This is a genomic window from Niallia tiangongensis (genome assembly GCF_044704065.1).
In the GTDB taxonomy this organism is placed as follows: domain Bacteria; phylum Bacillota; class Bacilli; order Bacillales; family Cytobacillaceae; genus Niallia; species Niallia tiangongensis.
On the sequence record NZ_CP162613.1, the window covers coordinates 3591495 to 3608947 of the forward strand.

Here is a 17453-nt window from a genome sequence, read left to right on the forward strand (position 1 = left end):
CCGTCCTTAAGGGGCAACTTATCAAAAAAAATATCATTATTCAGTCCCCTTAAACTCCTTAAAAAAAGTCTAGGGAAATAAAACCTTTTTCCTTTCATTATAGTTGTTCACAGCAAAAAAAGAAAATATGTTCTCTTTATGTATGTTTCCGAGTATGCAGGTAAATTCCTATTCCTTATTTAATAGGGAACATTCTTCTATTCAAAATGATAAGGATTATGGAGAACTTGATTAATCATAAGGAACTACCATTACAAAAAAAGATCTTTTCAAAACATATAAAAGAGAGTCGTTAAAATCAATCATAAAATCAATAGTTTGTCCATAGTAATAAGAATAGAAGTTTACTAGATAACTGTTTAACCATTTTCAAAAAAGTACAGCTAAAAGCAATATGAAGACAACAAGCAATCTTTTAGTCTTACTAATGACTATGTCGTCTTTTTCAGTAGTGGACAAAACTAAACAAGATAGAGAGGTAAACGTATGAATCAACAGCCATTCTTCCCTACCTTCATTGAAAGTTACTTTATCGCATTAGGCGTTATACTAGGAGGAGCACTATTAGGCGGTCTTGCGGCATTTCTAACAGGAAAACCACTCATCACAGAAATCATCCGTATATCCGGAATAATAAAAATCTGGGCAATTGTCACTGCAATTGGTGGTACATTTGATGCAATCGATACGATTGAAAAGGGAATCTATGATGCCGGAACAAAGGATTTATTTAAGCAAATTTTACTAATTGTCTCTGCTTTCGGCGGGGCACATACTGGAATAACGATTATAAAATGGATAACACAGGAGTATATTTAAAATGAGAATTCCACCATATTATAAAAATCAGGCAGTGCAGCGTTTTTTTGCCGGGATGGTTATCGGTGGGGTCATCAGTTGGTGTATTTTTGTCTTTATTTTTGGCGTATGGCAGGAAAGATATAGTTCAGAAATTAAAACGCAAAAAGCTACCATTGAAGATTTAGAAAGAGAGAAGAAAATTTGGCAAGAGGAGTTTGCTGCACAAAACAAAACAACAGAAGAAAAGCTGACAGTCGAAGGCATTGTCGTAAAAATAAACAATACGGATAAAGAAAAATATGACATTAAGCCATTCAATGTCCTTGAGATGGAAGATGCGATTAAAGAAGACTTATCCACCATCATTGCTAAAGACCTTGATACGGTATATAAAAGTCGAGCATTACTGAAAAAATCAATCGAAAACAAAGTAGTAGAATCAGATAAGAAGCGTTACAAATTTAAGGTAACAGAGTTGATTATCTATACAACTGTTCATGTCGAATTAAGCGTTACCTTTGCAGATTAATAAGATAAGCGCAAGGCATCCGTTTTAGGCTTTTGCCGTGGAACGAAATTTCTTAACGGTCATGAAGGGAATCAGCTCCTGGGTGACTGGTGCTGATTCCCTTTCATAAAACTTATACTTACTTAACTATTGAAATAAGGTGCTGCTCAATGGGAATGAGACAGCACCTCTTCTCTACTTATTTATTTACAAACTTCCTCTAAATCTTTTATTACTGTACTCACTTCATCCCAATGATATATTGTTGCACCTGAAGCTAAAGGATGCCCTCCGCCATTATACTTCTTTGCAATACCATTAATAACTGGTCCTTTCGAACGCAGCCTTACTCGAATTTGATCTGATTCCTCTATGAAAAAGACCCAAGCTTTTAACCCTTTTACGCTTCCAAGACTGCTAACAAGTAAAGATGCCTGTGCAGGAGTTGCTTGAAATTGATCTAGTATCTCCTTATTAAGCATCATGCTTGCAACACCATTTTCATGAACGTTAAAATTCTGGAACACAAATCCACTCAGCTTTACAATTGGAGGATCAAGTTCATACATTTGGTCGTACATTTCTGTGCGTGAAAATGAATACTTGATTAATTCTCCAGCATAATGAAATGTTTTTTCTGATGTGCTTGGATATAAAAATCTCCCTGTATCTCCAACAATTCCAGCATATAGCAGCCTAGCAGCTTCGTCACTCATCTTTAGTCCTTGGTCTTTTCCAAACAAATAAAACTCATAAATCAATTCACTAGTTGAACTAGCAGTAGTCTCTACCCAAGAAATATCCCCATACGCATCATCATTTGGATGATGATCAATCTTAATCAGCATTTTACCTGTTTGATAACGCTGATCACAAACTCTTTCTTGATTAGCTGTATCACATACAATTACTAAAGCATCTTTATATGTACTATCTTCAATCTCATCTAGTCTTCTGAGAAAGTTTAATGAGATTTCTTCTTTCCCTACGGTGTACACGTTTTTTTCAGGGAAGGAAGCTTTAATGATTTCAGCTAATCCCCCTTGCGATCCATATGCATCAGGATCCGGACGCACATGTCTATGAATAATGATCGTATCAAACGCTTTAATTGCATCTAGTATTTGCTGTTTCATTTATTTCTCCCTTCCTTAATGACGGTCAATTAATTGACACATCATCATCGCTTTTCCTACAAGAACACCCTGGTTAAACACTTCGACATCTACCTTCCCAAATTTTCGTCCTACCTCCAAAATTTTGGGCGAAATTTCAATAACACTATCCATTTGTACAGGCTTTATAAAATAGATAGTCATATTTTCTACAACTAAATCACCTTTTTTAAAACCTCTTAGTATTCTATTCGCAGCTTCCGATACAATTGTAGTAAAAACCCCATATGATATAGTTCCTAAATGATTGGTCATTTGCGGTGTGACTTCACAGGAAAAAGTGGTTTCTCCCTTATTTTTTCCTTTTGTCAACAATACATGCTTTGTTACAATATCATCAATTGTTTCGCCAATTTGAGGCTGCCTTTGGTTCATTTGCAACGCCTTTAATACATCTTGTCTACTTATGATTCCTTCTAATTTATTTGCTTCATCTACAACAGGCAGGACTTCGATACCTTCCCATACCATCATATGAGAACAAGAAGCAACACTTGTCTTCCCGCTAACAGTCATTGGATGCTTTGTCATGACTTTATCAATGGTCATATCCATCGATTTTCCGATAATATCTTTGGAAGTAATCATCCCTTGCACCTTTAAGCCTTGATCAACCACTGGAAAGCGCCCATGCAAAGTGTCTTTATTATATTGATGCCACAAAGCGACATTATCTGTTGTCTTTATATAGATTGTATCTTTAAGTGGCGTTAAAATATCTTCCACTAAAACAATCTCTTTTTTAATTAATTGATCATAAATTGCCCGATTTATCATTGTTGCAACAGTAAATGTATCATAGCTTGTTGAAATAATGGGAAGCTGCAATTCATCTGCTAATCTTTTCACATGATCCTCTGTATCAAATCCGCCAGTTATTAAAACCGCTGCACCTGCTTTTAAAACATGCTCATGTGCCCGTACTCGATTCCCAATAATTAAAAGATTGCCAGCACCTGTATAACGCATCATTGCATCTAATTTCATCGCTCCGATAACAAAACGATTTAATGTTTTATGTAAACCAGCTCTTCCGCCAAGAACTTGTCCATCTACAATATTAACTACTTCAGCGTATGTTAATTTCTCAATATTCTCTTTCTTTTTTCGTTCAATTCTAATCGTGCCAACTCTTTCAATCGTACTTACATATCCTTTATTTTCTGCCTCCTTAATTGCTCTATAGGCAGTTCCTTCACTTACATTTAATGCTTTTGCGATTTGACGGACAGAAATTTTCTCTCCTACCTGTAATTCATCAATATAATTTAGTATTTGCTCATGTTTTGTAGCCAAATTACCACCCTCTTTTAAGAAAAGCGCATTGCTCATCGCATACAAACTTTAAAAAGACCTATTCTTCCGATAAAAGAAACATGCGGAACCATCAGAACCATTGTTGTCTTAAGCAAAAGGAAACGTCTTGAAGTTTACGCTAGGCGAGAACTGCTTGCACTAGACATTTTATACCATTTTTCTATTTATTTGAAATTTTCACCCTTCAACTATTGAAAATCTTACATATCTTTATTATAGAGTGAACTACTAGGGTATTCAATGACTTCTCGGCTAATCACTATAAAACATTCCACCATTTTCATTACTAGCCATCATTTGTTTAAGGAGGTTAAAGGAAATTGGTGGGTATTTTGAAGCTTTTTCTAATCTATCTAAAATTATATTTTAAATCAACAACTTTTTCACAAGCTTTAAGCTAGTATGAAGATCACCATACTAGCTATTTTCACCTTATTGATAATAATATATTTTTTTCTTTTTCTGTACCTTATTATATGATTTTTTTGCTATTTTTGATTTTTTGGGAGTATATAGTAATGCCGTTAAATTTCCTGCTATCACCACCAGTGCAAATGCTAGCCAGGTAATCGCGAATATCCCTTCAGCTCCTTCGGAAAATGGGGAAAGCCTTGGCACGCCATAGTATAAAAGGACTCCACATAATAAGATACATAATAAATATCTATTCTTATTCATAGTCGTAAAACCTCCTTGTTTCCATATTATGCGGACAAGGGTAAAAAAAGTAGTTAAAAATCAGCTAATTATTATACTAGCTATCATTATCTTAAATATCTGAAAAAAAAATTTAGGAAAGCTAAATATTTACATGCTTGATTTTAGTTGTTAATCTTATAAGATAAGAAATGCATTCAACTAGTCCTACGGAAAAACGTAAGAGAAAAGAATCATATATTTTGGCTGTTTTCTAAAAGATTGTTGTTTTTTCTAAAGGAATAAAATTAGTTGAAAAAATAGAGCAGCCGGAATACACGTAGACTCCTGTGGGATTAGCGAGACTGCCTGAGACCCTGCAGGCGGAAGCAGACCGCGGCTTTAGCGCGATCCCCACGGAAAGTGAAGTGTATTCCGGCTGCGGGGAATAGCAACAAACTTTACGAGAACAGCCTATATTTTTAAGAAACACGGAGGTTGGTTTAATTGGAAAAAAAATTAGAGTCTCTAGCAAATTGGATGGAGCAAGAAGAAATTGATTTCACATTTCTAACATCAACAGATAATATTTTCTATTTTAGTGGATTTTATAGTGATCCACATGAAAGATTATTAGCTTTGATTGTATTTCCAGATAAGGATCCAATATTGGTTTGTCCATCTATGGAAAAAAACGATGCGAAAAATGCTGGCTGGAATCATGACATCATCGGATATAGCGATACAGAAAACCCTTGGGATACCATTCAAAGTATGGTTGGAGCTCGTACTAGTAGTACAAATAAAGTAGCTCTTGAAATGGATCATATGAATGTTGCTAGATATCATGCACTACAGACTTCTTTCCCTACTATCAAATCATATGTTTCTGCTGAGGAAAAAATTAATACTTTACGTATGATTAAAACTGCTGATGAACTAGCAAAAATAAAAGAGGCTTGTAAATGGGCCGATTTCGCTATAGAAGTTGGCTGTAATGAAATTGCAGAAGGTAAATCAGAAATGGAGATCCTCGCAAGCATTGAATATGAGTTAAAGAAAAAGGGTATCGGCAAAATGTCCTTTTCTACTATGGTACTTACCGGTGTTAACGGCGCTTCTCCCCATGGTAATCCTGGTGAATCAAAAATAAAAAAAGGAGATCTAGTTTTATTTGACTTAGGAGTAGTTGTTGATGGTTACTGCTCAGACATTACTAGAACAGTGGCATTTGGAGATATTAACGAGAAACAAAAGGACATTTATGACACTGTTTTAAAAGCACAGCTTGCAGCAATTGAAGCATCTAAGGCAGGAGTTTCATGTGCAACTGTTGACCAAGCTGCACGTAACACAATAAGAAATGCGGGTTACGGAGAATTTTTCCCACATCGTTTAGGCCACGGCTTAGGTATTAGTGTGCACGAATTCCCTTCATTAACAGAAACAAATACCTTGTTACTGCAAGAAGGCATGGTATATACAATCGAGCCTGGAATATACGTTCCCAATGTTGCAGGAGTTCGTATTGAAGATGATGTCTACGTTACAAAAGAAGGTGTAGAGATATTAACGAAATTTCCTAAAGAGCTTCAAATCATCTCATAAAGCTATGTTAAAAAGGTGCCTGTAAAACGTGGAAGTGGAAAGTATCCGGTAATCAAGAAATCTGATAATTAATATACAAACATTCATTCATTTTAAAAATATTAAAATAAGGATAGCTAATCACTTTCCTTATAGAAACACCTACTCTAAACAGAAGGAGAAAAGAAGCCATCAAATTGTTTTATGATACCTTCTTTTCTCCTTCTTTAACTTTCAAACTCTATTAATTTCATTTTACTTCATCTTTACTCTTCAATTATACGTAATTTTTCTAATCTATTTCTCCCTTAATATGCTGTACTTGCACCTAATTAAAAATACGTCATAAAATACCTAGACTTTAAGGGGAAGAAGGGTAAAAAGAATGGTTAAATATGTAGATTACACCGATCCAAAAATAACTTACACTTTTGATGTAAATAAAAGCAAATTTTTCAAAAGAGATAATCACAACTATATTAATGTTTTAGGAGAACAACAGTTAAATTCATTGGAAAATGTATCATTACTGGATATTTATTTAAGTAAAGATATAGTAGTGGAGCCACATGTACATCAAAATGCTGCTGAACTCGTTTATTGTATTTCTGGTTCTGCTACGGTGTCGCTATTAAATCCTTTTTCGAAAAAAATCCAAAACTATACGATTACTGCAGGTCAAGTAGCGAATGTTCCTCAAGGGTGGTGGCATTATGAGATAGCGAATACTAATAATACTCATTTATTAGCTATATTTGATGCACCTACACCCGAAGCAATCTTTGGCTCTGATTTACTTCGTCTAACTCCTCCCGAGTTAATGGCTCACACTTATTCCATGGACGTAAATAAGTGGAAATCTACTATCTCTCCTATTCATCAAACAACAATTCTCGGTCCATCGATAAGCAGAACTAGTCAAAGACAAAATTATTCAGCTAACCCTTATCCTCCACAGCCAACTTACCAACATCCTTATCAACTCCCAATATATTATTAATAAGTAACTTTAAACCGGTGATTAAATCAGTGCAATTTCTTCTACTCCATTACATCTGATTAATCGTAGGAATTTACATCATAGCAATAAAATGGACTGAACAAAAGAATAACCCTTTTGTTCAGTCCATTTGTTCTTTCACTGCACTTATGGAAGTTTATTTTCTAAACTGTTTCTTTTCATTATCCAAGATAGCATCAATTGCACCATCATTATAGGATTCCATTACTTGTGCTGTTACTTCTTCTCTTCCTTTTTCATCAAATTGAAAATCATTGTGCGTACTTTCATTTTGTTTGTCCATTTTCTATTCCTTCTTTCCTTAAATTCTTCTCTATTATCTGAATGAAAAGTTAAACTTATGCATGAATTGGGTATATAATAGAAGTAGATAAAATAAAGGAGTGAACGCTTATGAACGTAAACTATCAAAACATTATTGTTGCAGTAGATGGTTCAGAAGAAGCAGATAAAGCAATGAAGAAAGCGATTTCAATCGCAAAAGAAAATAATTCTAGGCTTGTCATTACTCACGTTATTGATACAAGATCGTTCGCAACAGTGGCTGCATATGATCAGTCCATTGCAGCTAAATCAGATGAATTCGCAAATGAGTTATTAGATAAATATGTAACCGAAGCAACAGCTGTAGGAATTCAAAATGTAGTAAAAGCAATTGAATTCGGATCACCAAGAGCAGTAGTTCCACGAGAGGTTGCCAAAAAGTACGCAGCAGATTTAATTGTTTGTGGAGCAACTGGATTAAATGCTGTAGAGAGATTTATCATTGGAAGTGTTTCTGAAGGAATAACAAGAAATGCACCTTGTGATGTGCTAATTGTAAGAAAATAGTTATGTCTAAACAAATAGAAAAGCGCAAGACACGCCGTTTAAGAGCGTAGGACTGGACTGCCCTCCCTGGCATAAGGAAACACGGGGAACGATCATGGAACCGATGTTGACTTATCGTAGGAAATGGATTGGAAGCACTTCAGCTCCTGGGTGCCCTGCGCTAGACATCAAATGACCTTCAAAAAACTTATCTTTTCGTAACTGTAAAAAAAGAATATTCTATTCGATTGCAAAGTTGCTTTCAAATAGAATATTCTTCTTTTTGCGAAAAAACTTATTACTTATTACTCAACTTTCGCAGACCAAATTAGGCAGGTAAGCGCTGATGTAGCTCGGTAAACCTGCAATCCAATGTGATAGTTGATTTTTGAGTAATTGTTGTGTTTGTTTGTTCGTCTTCTTCAAGACATCTTGAAGAAGCTCGATTAATTGCTGTAATGCGACAGCCCAATCAAGTTCATTCACTTCGTCACACAGGTCGTAAAATAAACCACCTAATGTACGTTCATCTGTGTGGCAACGATTTTGCCACGAGAGAACAATGTATCTAGTAAAGACGATCGTTGTATGGCTGATGAGTAAGTCATACGAGCGTCCTTGAAACTCTTTTTGTAAACGAAGAAGTGACTTCGTCGTTTTAAAAAACACTTCAATATCCCAACGTATGCCGTAAATACGGACAATTTCTTGTTCAGATAGTGTGCAATCGGTGCTTAAAATGGCAAGCCACTCACTCTTCTTATTACGGTTTTGAACGAACACGACTTTAACGGGTACGCCATTTGCCATCGTCGTCGTGATTGAACGAAGTAGCCCTTTCTTTCCTTGAAGTGGCGTCGCAGATCGATAGAGTTGTTTTAAGGAAAGCATTTGTCCATTCACGTTGTAGCGTTGCTTGGCGTTCTTCACCATCCCAATCACATCAAGCCCTTGTTCAACGATAGCTTTAATAAGAGGTTGTTGAGTGAACCATGTGTCCATTAATACGTAAGACGCTTCAATTCCCTTGGATAACGCTCGTTCAATCATCGCCGGAATTTGGTCAGGTGCAGACTGTAACGCTTCTGTACGGCGTTTATAACCAGAACATCGCTTATCAACTTCTTCATTGATTCCGTTAATGGAAGATGTTTTTGAGCTTAGTAAAGAGAAGTCAATTGGCATGAAAGTATGCCCGTCTGACCAGCCTAATGTAAGCATTCGAAATCCTTTATAAAATCGCATTTTCAAAGAAGCATGATCAAAACAACGGGCAAGTAATTCAACATTTTTACTGCGATTACGATCAAACGTAGAGTCGTCAATAATGAGCACTTTTGGACGGTCCTTTGATGTAAGTACACTGACTTTTTGAATGGTAGCCGCACTAAAGTGTAAAAGAAATTTCCTCCAAGCAAACTTGGAGTGATTTAAAAATCGATAGACGGTATCTTTGCCTGGAAAACAATCATTCTTTTTGGATGTGACAAGGGCAAACCAATTTTTTTGATGGAAAATCAGACAAAAAACAAGCTGAAACAAATAGGCACATGAAAACCCAAAGCTTTTTCGAATACCTGCGCGACGCAGGTGTTTTGACACTTGCAATTCAGAGAATACAGCAGAAAGTTCATTTGGTAGTTGCTCACTCAAGTGTTTTTCCTTTATCATGGAGAAGGCACCTCTTCTTTGTGGTAATGGTTTCTAGTCAATTCCACTATACCAAAGAAGCAGGTGCTTTTTCTGTTTAAAAGCACTCGTCAAGTAACATAATTAATAGTTCTTAAAGCTTTGATAGACTTACTCAAATGTCAATTTTCAAGGTGCGAAAGTTGAGTTATTATTTCACTTCTTCTTTTTCTAAAACACAAAGCTTTGCCTTTTCGATTGCATTCTCGATTTGTTTAAATCCAGTTCCGCCAGCACTATTTCGTCTTTCTACTGCTGTTCTTGGATTTAAGACATGATAAATATCATCCTCAAATAAGCTGCTTGCCTCTTTTAACTCTTTTATACTTAAATCCTGTAAATAACAATTTTTATTCACACAATATAAAACCAATTTCCCCACTACTTCATGTGCTTCTCTAAATGGCATCCCTTTATCTGATAAATAATCAGCTAGTTCCGTTGCATTAGAAAAGTCATTTTTTGTTGCCTTTTCCATTCCTTGTTCATTAACCTTCATTGTTTGAATCATCCCTGCAAAGATGCGCAAGGAGCCAACAACTGTTTTTACTGTATCAAACATCCCCTCTTTGTCTTCCTGCATGTCTTTGTTATAGGAGAGAGGTAGACCTTTTAAAACAGTTAATAATCCCATTAAGTTACCATAAACCCGTCCCGTTTTTCCTCTGATTAATTCAGCCATATCCGGATTTTTCTTTTGAGGCATGATACTACTTCCAGTTGAAAAACTATCGTCTAATTCAATAAATTTAAATTCTTGAGAAGACCAAAGGATAATTTCTTCACTAAAACGGGAAAGATGCATCATTAAAATAGAACTAGTCGATAGAAATTCTAGGATAAAGTCACGATCACTTACTGCATCCATACTATTTTCATAAATGGAATCAAATGCAAGCAAATCAGCACTATAGGCACGATCAATAGGAAAAGTGGTCCCTGCCAATGCACCTGCACCAAGTGGTGATACATTAATTCTTGCCAAATTTTCCTGATATCTTTGTTTATCTCTTTCAAACATCCAAAAATATGCCATAAGATGATGTGCAAAAGAAATAGGCTGGGCACGTTGAAGATGAGTATATCCAGGCATCACTGTTTCAATATGGCTTTCAGCCTTCTCCAACAATACGATTTGCAATTCATTCAGTAATTGAATGATTAACTTCACCTGTCTTCTTAAGTAAAGATGCATATCCGTAGCAACCTGATCATTTCTACTTCTTCCCGTATGAAGCTTCCCACCAACAGGACCAATTAAATCGGTTAACTTACTTTCTAAATTAAGATGAATATCTTCTAGTTTTACAGAAAACGTTAATCCGTCATTTTCTGCTTGTTTTTTTAGAGTTAGCAAACCAGCTTTAATTTTTTCAGCATCTTCAACGGACAATATTCCTGTTTTAGAGAGCATTGCCACATGGGCCATGCTCCCTTCGATATCTTCTAATACTAGTTCTTGATCAAAGGAAATGGATGCACCAAATTCGTCCACCCATTCCTCTGCAGATTTTGTAAATCTGCCTCCCCATAATTTCTTCACACAGTCACCTTCTTGCCATTTTCCACAATACTTTGAACCTTTGTTGGAAGCCCCCACAGCTTAATGAAGCCAACCGCTGCTGCATGATCAAACTCATCATCTGATGTGTAAGTAGCAAGCTTTTCATCATATAAAGAATTAGGTGATTTTCTTCCTTCCACAATGGCATGCCCTTTAAATAATTTTACGCGAACAGTACCTGTGACATTTTTTTGTGTTTCTTGTAAAAATGCTTGTAATGCTTTCGTAATTGGAGAAAACCAAAGCCCTTCATAAATAACTTCTGTAATTTTCTTTTCGATAACTGGTTTGAAGTGTGCAACTTCTTTAACCAATGTAATATCCTCTAATTCTTTATGTGCTTTAATAAGTGTTAAAGCACCTGGACATTCATACACTTCTCTTGATTTAATTCCTACTAATCTATTTTCTACATGGTCAATTCTACCAACACCATGTTTTCCAGCTATTTTATTTAACTCAAGAATTAATTCCGATAAAGAATAAGAAATACCATCAATGCTAACTGGAACTCCCTCTTTAAATTCAATTTCGATAATATCTGCTTGATCAGGTGCATTTTCAAGACTTACTGTTAAGTCATATGCTTCTTCTGGAGGAGCAGCCCAAGGATCTTCTAAAATACCACATTCATTGCTTCTTCCCCATAAGTTTTGGTCAATAGAAAACGGACTATCTAAGTTTACAGGAATCGGAATATTTTTTTCTTTTGCATAAGCAATTTCTTCTTCACGAGACCATCCCCATTCACGAACAGGTGCTAATACTTTTAAATTTGGATTTAAGGCTTGAATAGATACTTCAAAACGCACTTGGTCATTTCCTTTTCCCGTACATCCATGTGCGACAGCAACTGCATTTTCCTTTTCTGCCACTTCTACCAATTTTTTAGAAATTAAAGGTCTTGATAATGCAGATACTAGAGGATATTTTCCTTCATAAAGTGTATGTGCCTGCATAGCAGTAAGTGCAAAATCCTGTGCGAATTCTTGTTTTGCATCAATTACATAAGATTGAACAGCTCCAACGGACAAAGCTTTCTGTTGAATAAAGTTCAAGTCTTTTCCTTCGCCAACATCTAAGCAGCAAGCGACTACATCAAAACCTTGATCCTGTAACCATTTAATTGCTACAGATGTATCTAATCCACCTGAATATGCTAATACTACTTTTGGATTTGCCATTACCTAATTCCTCCTATATGCGAATAAATATTCATTTATTTATATTTTTATTCAAAAACTATATATATCACTTTAACAACTTTTTCTAATAATTTCAATAGAAATTTTATAAAAATATAAATTATTTAATTTTTATGCACGAATATTTCTATAACATTCTTTCTCTTCCCTTTTAATTGCTGAATTATTTTATATTCCTTTATCTCCAATTCTATTATTTATGCATAAATTTATACATTTTTCATTTGAAGTATAGGTAATTTTATTTATAGGATGAAAGATACGTCTTTATTCAAACAAAAAAAGGTCAACAAATGCTCTTATTTTAAGAAGCTGTTGACCATACTCATCCACTATTTATGTAATTCACTTACTACATGGCTTAATTCTGGGAGAACTAGCTTCTTCATCGCAAGTCGAACTGCCCCTGTGGATCCTGGAGTTGAAAAAACGACCTTGTTATTAATGGTGCCAGCAATCGCTCTTGATAAAATGGCACTAGATCCAATATCTTCTGTGTAGCTTAGCATACGAAAAAGTTCTCCAAATCCATACAATTCTTTTGTCAGAAGTGGCTTTATCGCTTCAATTGTCACATCCCTTGGAGAAATGCCAGTACCTCCGTTGAGGAGAATACAAGCAATTTTCTCTGATTGTATTCCTTTAACTATTTCCTGTTGAATTCGTTGTTTATCATCTTTAATAATGATGTAGTCTTGTATAGAGTGATTATTTTGTTCTAATAATTCAATCATCAGTTTACCACTCTTATCGTTTTCGGTTGTTCTTGTATCACTAACTGTTATCACTTTACAGCCTACTTGCAAATAATGATCGCTGATATGCGTTGATTTATTCATACCTTCCTCCGTTTAGTTCTATTTTTCTGTCTCTACTGTATAATGCTGCTCATCCACTTTATCCAATAATAGATCTGATTTTTCCCTAGTAAATAAATGAAGCCGGTGCATTGGTCTTGTCATCGCTACATATAATAGCTTTAAATCTATTTCTTCTCGTGTAAAACACTCGCTTAGGGTAAAAAGGAACACTGCATCAAATTCCAATCCTTTTGAAAGATAGCTTGGTACAATTATCAAATAATTTTTTTCTAACTCTTCATTTTCTTGTAAGAATTGAACATTTGGAATTTTTCTTTTTTGCATTTCCTTAAATATAGACTTACACTCTTCTTCTGTTTTGCCAATGATAGCAATAGAGTGAAAACCTTCTTCCTGTAACCCCTCTGCTAATTGAACTATTTTATCTACTAACACTTCTTTTTGCTCATACAAATGAACAGTTGGTTTTTCTCCATGACGTACAACTGGTTTCACCTTTGGTAAATCTTCATCTAGTAAATGCAGAATTTCATTTGCTAAAAACATAATTTCTATTGTAGTACGGTAGCTTTTTTGCAAGGTCATATAATTGGCTCGTGGAAATACAGTTTGCTGCAATGTCTCCCAGTTTTGTAGCCCTCGATACGAATGAATGCCTTGTGCTAAATCCCCAACGAGGGTAAACATATCTGTCTCCAATCCCGCTTTTAGTGCATATAACTGAAATTCACTATAATCCTGCACTTCATCTATCACGATATTCTTAGCACGATATTCTTTATCAATTCCAAAGATTTTATATTGCAAATAAAATAATGCCCCTAGATCCTCGATTTCTACTCTCTTTTGCTTCAATATCCTCTGCTGAAAGGTAATCATATATTCCAATTGCTTTTCTGTTAAGGAATCCTCTGTATATTTTCGAAGGAGCTCTTTATCCTCAAATAATCGGGAATAGTATCCATACAAATCATTTGTTTGCATCGTTTTCATATAGTTTCTAACAGCAGTCGAAGCTTCTTTTTTGACATTGGCTAATCGTTCTTGCTTTGTATCCAAAAAGTAGACAACCTTTTCTTTTCGCTTATCATCCTCTTTTATTCGTAAAGCACGATCCAGCGCTTCCTCGTATTTATCTTCTAACTTACTTAAAATCACCTTCTTTTTTCGCTTCAAATCTGCTTGCAATATCCCCTTTATCTTCTCTTTCCGTTTGATTAAAGGAAGGTAGTCATATTCCTTCTTAAATAATCGTTCTAATTTCTTCGCTCCATATAAAGGGAATTTTTCCACACGAAAATCTTGCTTCGGGCTCATCTCCTTGCAAATATCAATCAGATAATTATCCATTACCTTTTTATAAGCGAAAGAACCTTTATAACGCGAAAGCCACTTGATCATTTCTTCTTGTTTATTCTCATGATTTATAAATGATAGGAGTTTTTTATTAGACTGGATTACTTTCATTTTTTTTCCAATGCATAATAGGACATAGTCCAGAAATGTCGTTTGTCGTATCTTCTCTACGCCTAAGTCTGGCAATGCCTCTGCAATGTATCCTATAAACATATTATTTGGCGCAATAATCATTAGCTGCTCTGGCTGAAAATATCTCGCATAGTTATAAATAAAGTAAGATATTCGGTGTAAGGCAATAGTGGTTTTCCCACTTCCTGCAGCCCCCTGCACAATAATCGGTCGGTTTAAGTCTGCCCGAATGATTTCATTTTGTTCTGCCTGGATTGTTGATATGATTTCCGTTAGACGCTGATCGGCCTTACCGGCAAGTGATTGCTGTAATAACTCATCAGTCGTTGTTAAATCAATATCCTGATAATGAAGCAATTTTCCTTTTTCGATTTTAAACTGTCTTTTTAAGGATAAATAACCTTCAATAGTTTCTTCATTAACTTCGTAAGCAACTTCTCCTAAACGACCATCATAATAAACATTCGCAATAGGGGAACGCCAGTCTACTATAATTGGTTTTTGCGTATCCTTTTCGTATAAAGAGGTCTTCCCTAAATAATAAACATCATTTTGTGATTTGCCTTTCATTTGATAATCAATCCGTGCAAAATAAGGTGCATCTAATATTCGTTTCAGAATATTTAACTCAGTCGTCGCCAGCTGCAAAAACTTACTATTTGTTAAATAATTGATATAACTTAAACTACTGTCAAGAGCTTCATCATTGCTAATAGCATCTCTTACGTTTTCCTGTAATGCTCCTTGATTTATTTGAGCCTCTTTCAAAACGACATTCATGTAATTTTTTGTGTATTCAAGTCTGCTTTTTTCCTGTTCCAGTTCATCTAATGAGTAATCTTCCATGTTTTTTCCTTTCTCCCTTTATCAATTCTCTTCCCGTTTACTTAATAAATAGCTTTTTTGTGACATTCATTCTGTAATGTGCCATTTGTTTATCTGCGATTGCTTGTAATTGGTCAATATTCAATTTTTTCATGTCATTTAAAGGGAAGATGGATTCATTATGTATTCTTGCATGATGCATTAATTTTTGTGCGGTATTTCGTTGAAGGGTGGAATTAAATAAGATGGCATGAAGATGAAATAAGATGTTATCAAATGATCGTAATATTTTCTGTTTTTGCATATCGGGTATAAAGGATAAAAGACTGTCTATGGAATCAGAATAAAGATGGAGGATTTTATTTGGTCGACCATTTCTTAATTCATCTTCCCATTTCTCTAACTTTTCCATATAATAGTTTTCTGCTATCGAAAGCATGCAATCCCCCCTATTTCATACCGAATCATTCCTTATTTTACTAAAAGAACATAAAGAAAGACAATATATTTGTCGTTTGAAAAGATATTCCTTTTTTCTTATCGTAAAAGGACCCTTTCGTAAAGTTTGTCGCTAAACCCGCAGACTGAATAATTATTTTTTCCCCTAAAAAGAGCAATTATTGAAAACAACTTAGAAAAAAGACAACCTTCCTCGTATGCTGTTCTACGAAAAAGATTGTCTTTTTTATTAGATAATGGTTACAAACCTGACATTTCTATAGTTAACTTAGATTCCAGCCATTCTGCAAACGTCTCTTGCAATCATTACTTCTTCATTTGTTGGAATTACCATTACTTTTACTGGAGAGTGTGGATAGTTAATAAATGACTCTTCTCCAGAAATTTTATTTAGTGTTGGATCCCAGTAAACGCCCATGAATTCAAGACCTTGTAGTACTCTAGCACGAACTATTTCACTATTTTCTCCAATACCAGCTGTGAAGATAATTGCATCTACACCATTCATACCAGATGCGTATGATCCAATATATTTATGGATGTTATCCGCAAATATTTGTAATGCAAGCTCCGCACGATCATTTCCTTCTTTTGCTTGCTCTGTGATATCACGTAAATCACTTGAGAAACCAGAGATTCCTAAAAGACCACTCTTCTTATTTAACACTTGTAACACTTCGTCAGCAGATTGATCTGTTTTTTCCATGATGAATGGAATTAACGCAGGGTCAATATTACCAGAACGAGTTCCCATGGTAACACCAGCAAGAGGAGTGAATCCCATAGAAGTATCCATGGACTTCCCGCCTTCAATAGCAGCAATACTTGCACCATTTCCTAAGTGACATGAAATTAAACGTAATTGGTCAATAGGACGACCTAATAATTCAGCCGCACGTTGAGAAACGTACTTATGGCTTGTCCCGTGGAAACCATATTTACGAATTCCATATTGCTCATAATATTCATATGGAAGGCTGTATAAATAAGATTTTTCAGGCATTGTTTGATGGAACGCTGTATCAAATACTGCTACAGCTGGAACATTTGGCAATACATGTTGGAATGCACTAATACCAGTTAAGTTAGCTGGATTGTGTAAAGGTGCTAATTCAGATAAAGTATCAATTTTAGCAATAACTTCATCTGTAATTAATGATGAATCAGCAAATTCTTCCCCACCATGGACGACACGATGACCAATACCTTCGATTTCATCCAATGATGCAATTATACCTAGCTCTGTTAACTTTCCTAAAAGGATTTTAACTGCAACATCATGATCAGGAATTTCTGTAATTTCTTGGATTTTTTCACCATTAACGGAAATATTAAAAACAGCATCATTTAATCCAATGCGCTCTATTAAACCTTTTGTAATTACTTCTTCACTTGGCATTTCGAATAATTGAAACTTCAATGAAGAACTACCAGCATTAATCGCAATAATTTTTGCCATAAAATGTTTTACTCCCCTTTTGTATAACAACTTTTTATTTACTTTGTCTGACATTGAACAGATCGAATCATACAACAGACAAGATTTA

Annotated in this window: 16 protein-coding genes; 5 read left to right on the forward strand and 11 right to left on the reverse strand. The window is 35.1% G+C overall.

Annotation, left to right across the window (positions count from 1 at the left end; translation table 11 throughout):
* Positions 1 to 486 precede the first annotated feature (486 nt).
* Positions 487 to 819 carry a YtrH family sporulation protein gene (locus tag AB3U99_RS17240; protein WP_031534915.1) on the forward strand — a complete coding sequence of 111 codons (333 nt, stop codon included), beginning with the start codon at positions 487 to 489 and terminating at the stop codon, positions 817 to 819.
* Between the two features lies 1 nt (position 820).
* Entirely contained in the window at positions 821 to 1330 is a 510-nt protein-coding gene (gene ytrI / locus AB3U99_RS17245) for a sporulation membrane protein YtrI (protein ID WP_400242770.1), read from the forward strand.
* 182 nt (positions 1331 to 1512) lie between these two features.
* On the opposite strand, the gene AB3U99_RS17250 is transcribed toward ytrI, so the two are convergent.
* From AB3U99_RS17250 to AB3U99_RS17260, 3 genes are all read right to left on the reverse strand, one after another.
* Entirely contained in the window at positions 1513 to 2445 is a 933-nt protein-coding gene (locus AB3U99_RS17250) for a bifunctional oligoribonuclease/PAP phosphatase NrnA (protein WP_400242771.1), read from the reverse strand.
* A 15-nt stretch (positions 2446 to 2460) separates the two neighbouring features.
* Positions 2461 to 3780, reverse strand: a complete 1320-nt coding sequence (locus AB3U99_RS17255) for a DRTGG domain-containing protein (protein WP_400242772.1) — start codon at positions 3778 to 3780, stop codon at positions 2461 to 2463.
* Between the two features lie 453 nt (positions 3781 to 4233).
* Positions 4234 to 4479: a hypothetical protein gene (locus tag AB3U99_RS17260; protein WP_400242773.1), complete on the reverse strand. Its 246-nt coding sequence runs from the start codon at positions 4477 to 4479 to the stop codon at positions 4234 to 4236.
* Between the two features lie 465 nt (positions 4480 to 4944).
* Between AB3U99_RS17260 and AB3U99_RS17265 the strand changes: the two genes are divergently transcribed.
* Together AB3U99_RS17265 and AB3U99_RS17270 are read left to right on the forward strand one after the other, a co-directional pair.
* Positions 4945 to 6045, forward strand: coding sequence for a M24 family metallopeptidase (locus AB3U99_RS17265; RefSeq protein WP_400242774.1), 1101 nt, complete (start codon positions 4945 to 4947; stop codon positions 6043 to 6045).
* 364 nt (positions 6046 to 6409) lie between these two features.
* The gene (locus AB3U99_RS17270) at positions 6410 to 7024 is read left to right on the forward strand and encodes a cupin domain-containing protein (RefSeq protein ID WP_400242775.1); all 615 of its coding nucleotides are present in this window, start codon (positions 6410 to 6412) and stop codon (positions 7022 to 7024) included.
* A gap of 157 nt (positions 7025 to 7181) precedes the next feature.
* Here the strand turns inward: AB3U99_RS17270 and AB3U99_RS17275 are convergent, their stop codons facing one another.
* On the reverse strand, positions 7182 to 7328 hold the full coding sequence (locus AB3U99_RS17275; protein WP_400242776.1) for a hypothetical protein: 147 nt from the start codon (positions 7326 to 7328) through the stop codon (positions 7182 to 7184).
* Between the two features lie 110 nt (positions 7329 to 7438).
* Between AB3U99_RS17275 and AB3U99_RS17280 the strand changes: the two genes are divergently transcribed.
* Complete coding sequence (locus tag AB3U99_RS17280; RefSeq protein WP_400242777.1) at positions 7439 to 7876, forward strand: universal stress protein; 438 nt, start codon at positions 7439 to 7441, stop codon at positions 7874 to 7876.
* Positions 7877 to 8164: 288 nt separating this feature from the next.
* On the opposite strand, the gene AB3U99_RS17285 is transcribed toward AB3U99_RS17280, so the two are convergent.
* The 7 genes from AB3U99_RS17285 to AB3U99_RS17315 form a co-directional block, all read right to left on the reverse strand.
* Positions 8165 to 9526 carry a transposase gene (locus AB3U99_RS17285; protein WP_400242778.1) on the reverse strand — a complete coding sequence of 454 codons (1362 nt, stop codon included), beginning with the start codon at positions 9524 to 9526 and terminating at the stop codon, positions 8165 to 8167.
* A 169-nt stretch (positions 9527 to 9695) separates the two neighbouring features.
* A complete protein-coding gene (gene argH, locus AB3U99_RS17290; RefSeq protein ID WP_400242779.1) occupies positions 9696 to 11087 on the reverse strand; it encodes an argininosuccinate lyase in 1392 nt (463 codons plus the stop codon).
* The gene (locus tag AB3U99_RS17295; protein ID WP_400242780.1) at positions 11084 to 12292 is read right to left on the reverse strand and encodes an argininosuccinate synthase; all 1209 of its coding nucleotides are present in this window, start codon (positions 12290 to 12292) and stop codon (positions 11084 to 11086) included. The genes argH and AB3U99_RS17295 overlap by 4 nt, the downstream gene beginning before the upstream one ends.
* A 353-nt stretch (positions 12293 to 12645) precedes the next feature.
* The gene (locus tag AB3U99_RS17300; protein WP_400242781.1) at positions 12646 to 13152 is read right to left on the reverse strand and encodes a molybdenum cofactor biosynthesis protein B; all 507 of its coding nucleotides are present in this window, start codon (positions 13150 to 13152) and stop codon (positions 12646 to 12648) included.
* A gap of 18 nt (positions 13153 to 13170) precedes the next feature.
* Positions 13171 to 15468: an RNA polymerase recycling motor HelD gene (helD, locus tag AB3U99_RS17305; protein ID WP_400242782.1), complete on the reverse strand. Its 2298-nt coding sequence runs from the start codon at positions 15466 to 15468 to the stop codon at positions 13171 to 13173.
* A gap of 37 nt (positions 15469 to 15505) precedes the next feature.
* Positions 15506 to 15886, reverse strand: coding sequence for an EcsC family protein (locus tag AB3U99_RS17310; RefSeq protein WP_400242783.1), 381 nt, complete (start codon positions 15884 to 15886; stop codon positions 15506 to 15508).
* Between the two features lie 288 nt (positions 15887 to 16174).
* Positions 16175 to 17365 carry an acetate kinase gene (locus AB3U99_RS17315; RefSeq protein WP_400242784.1) on the reverse strand — a complete coding sequence of 397 codons (1191 nt, stop codon included), beginning with the start codon at positions 17363 to 17365 and terminating at the stop codon, positions 16175 to 16177.
* Positions 17366 to 17453 lie beyond the last annotated feature (88 nt).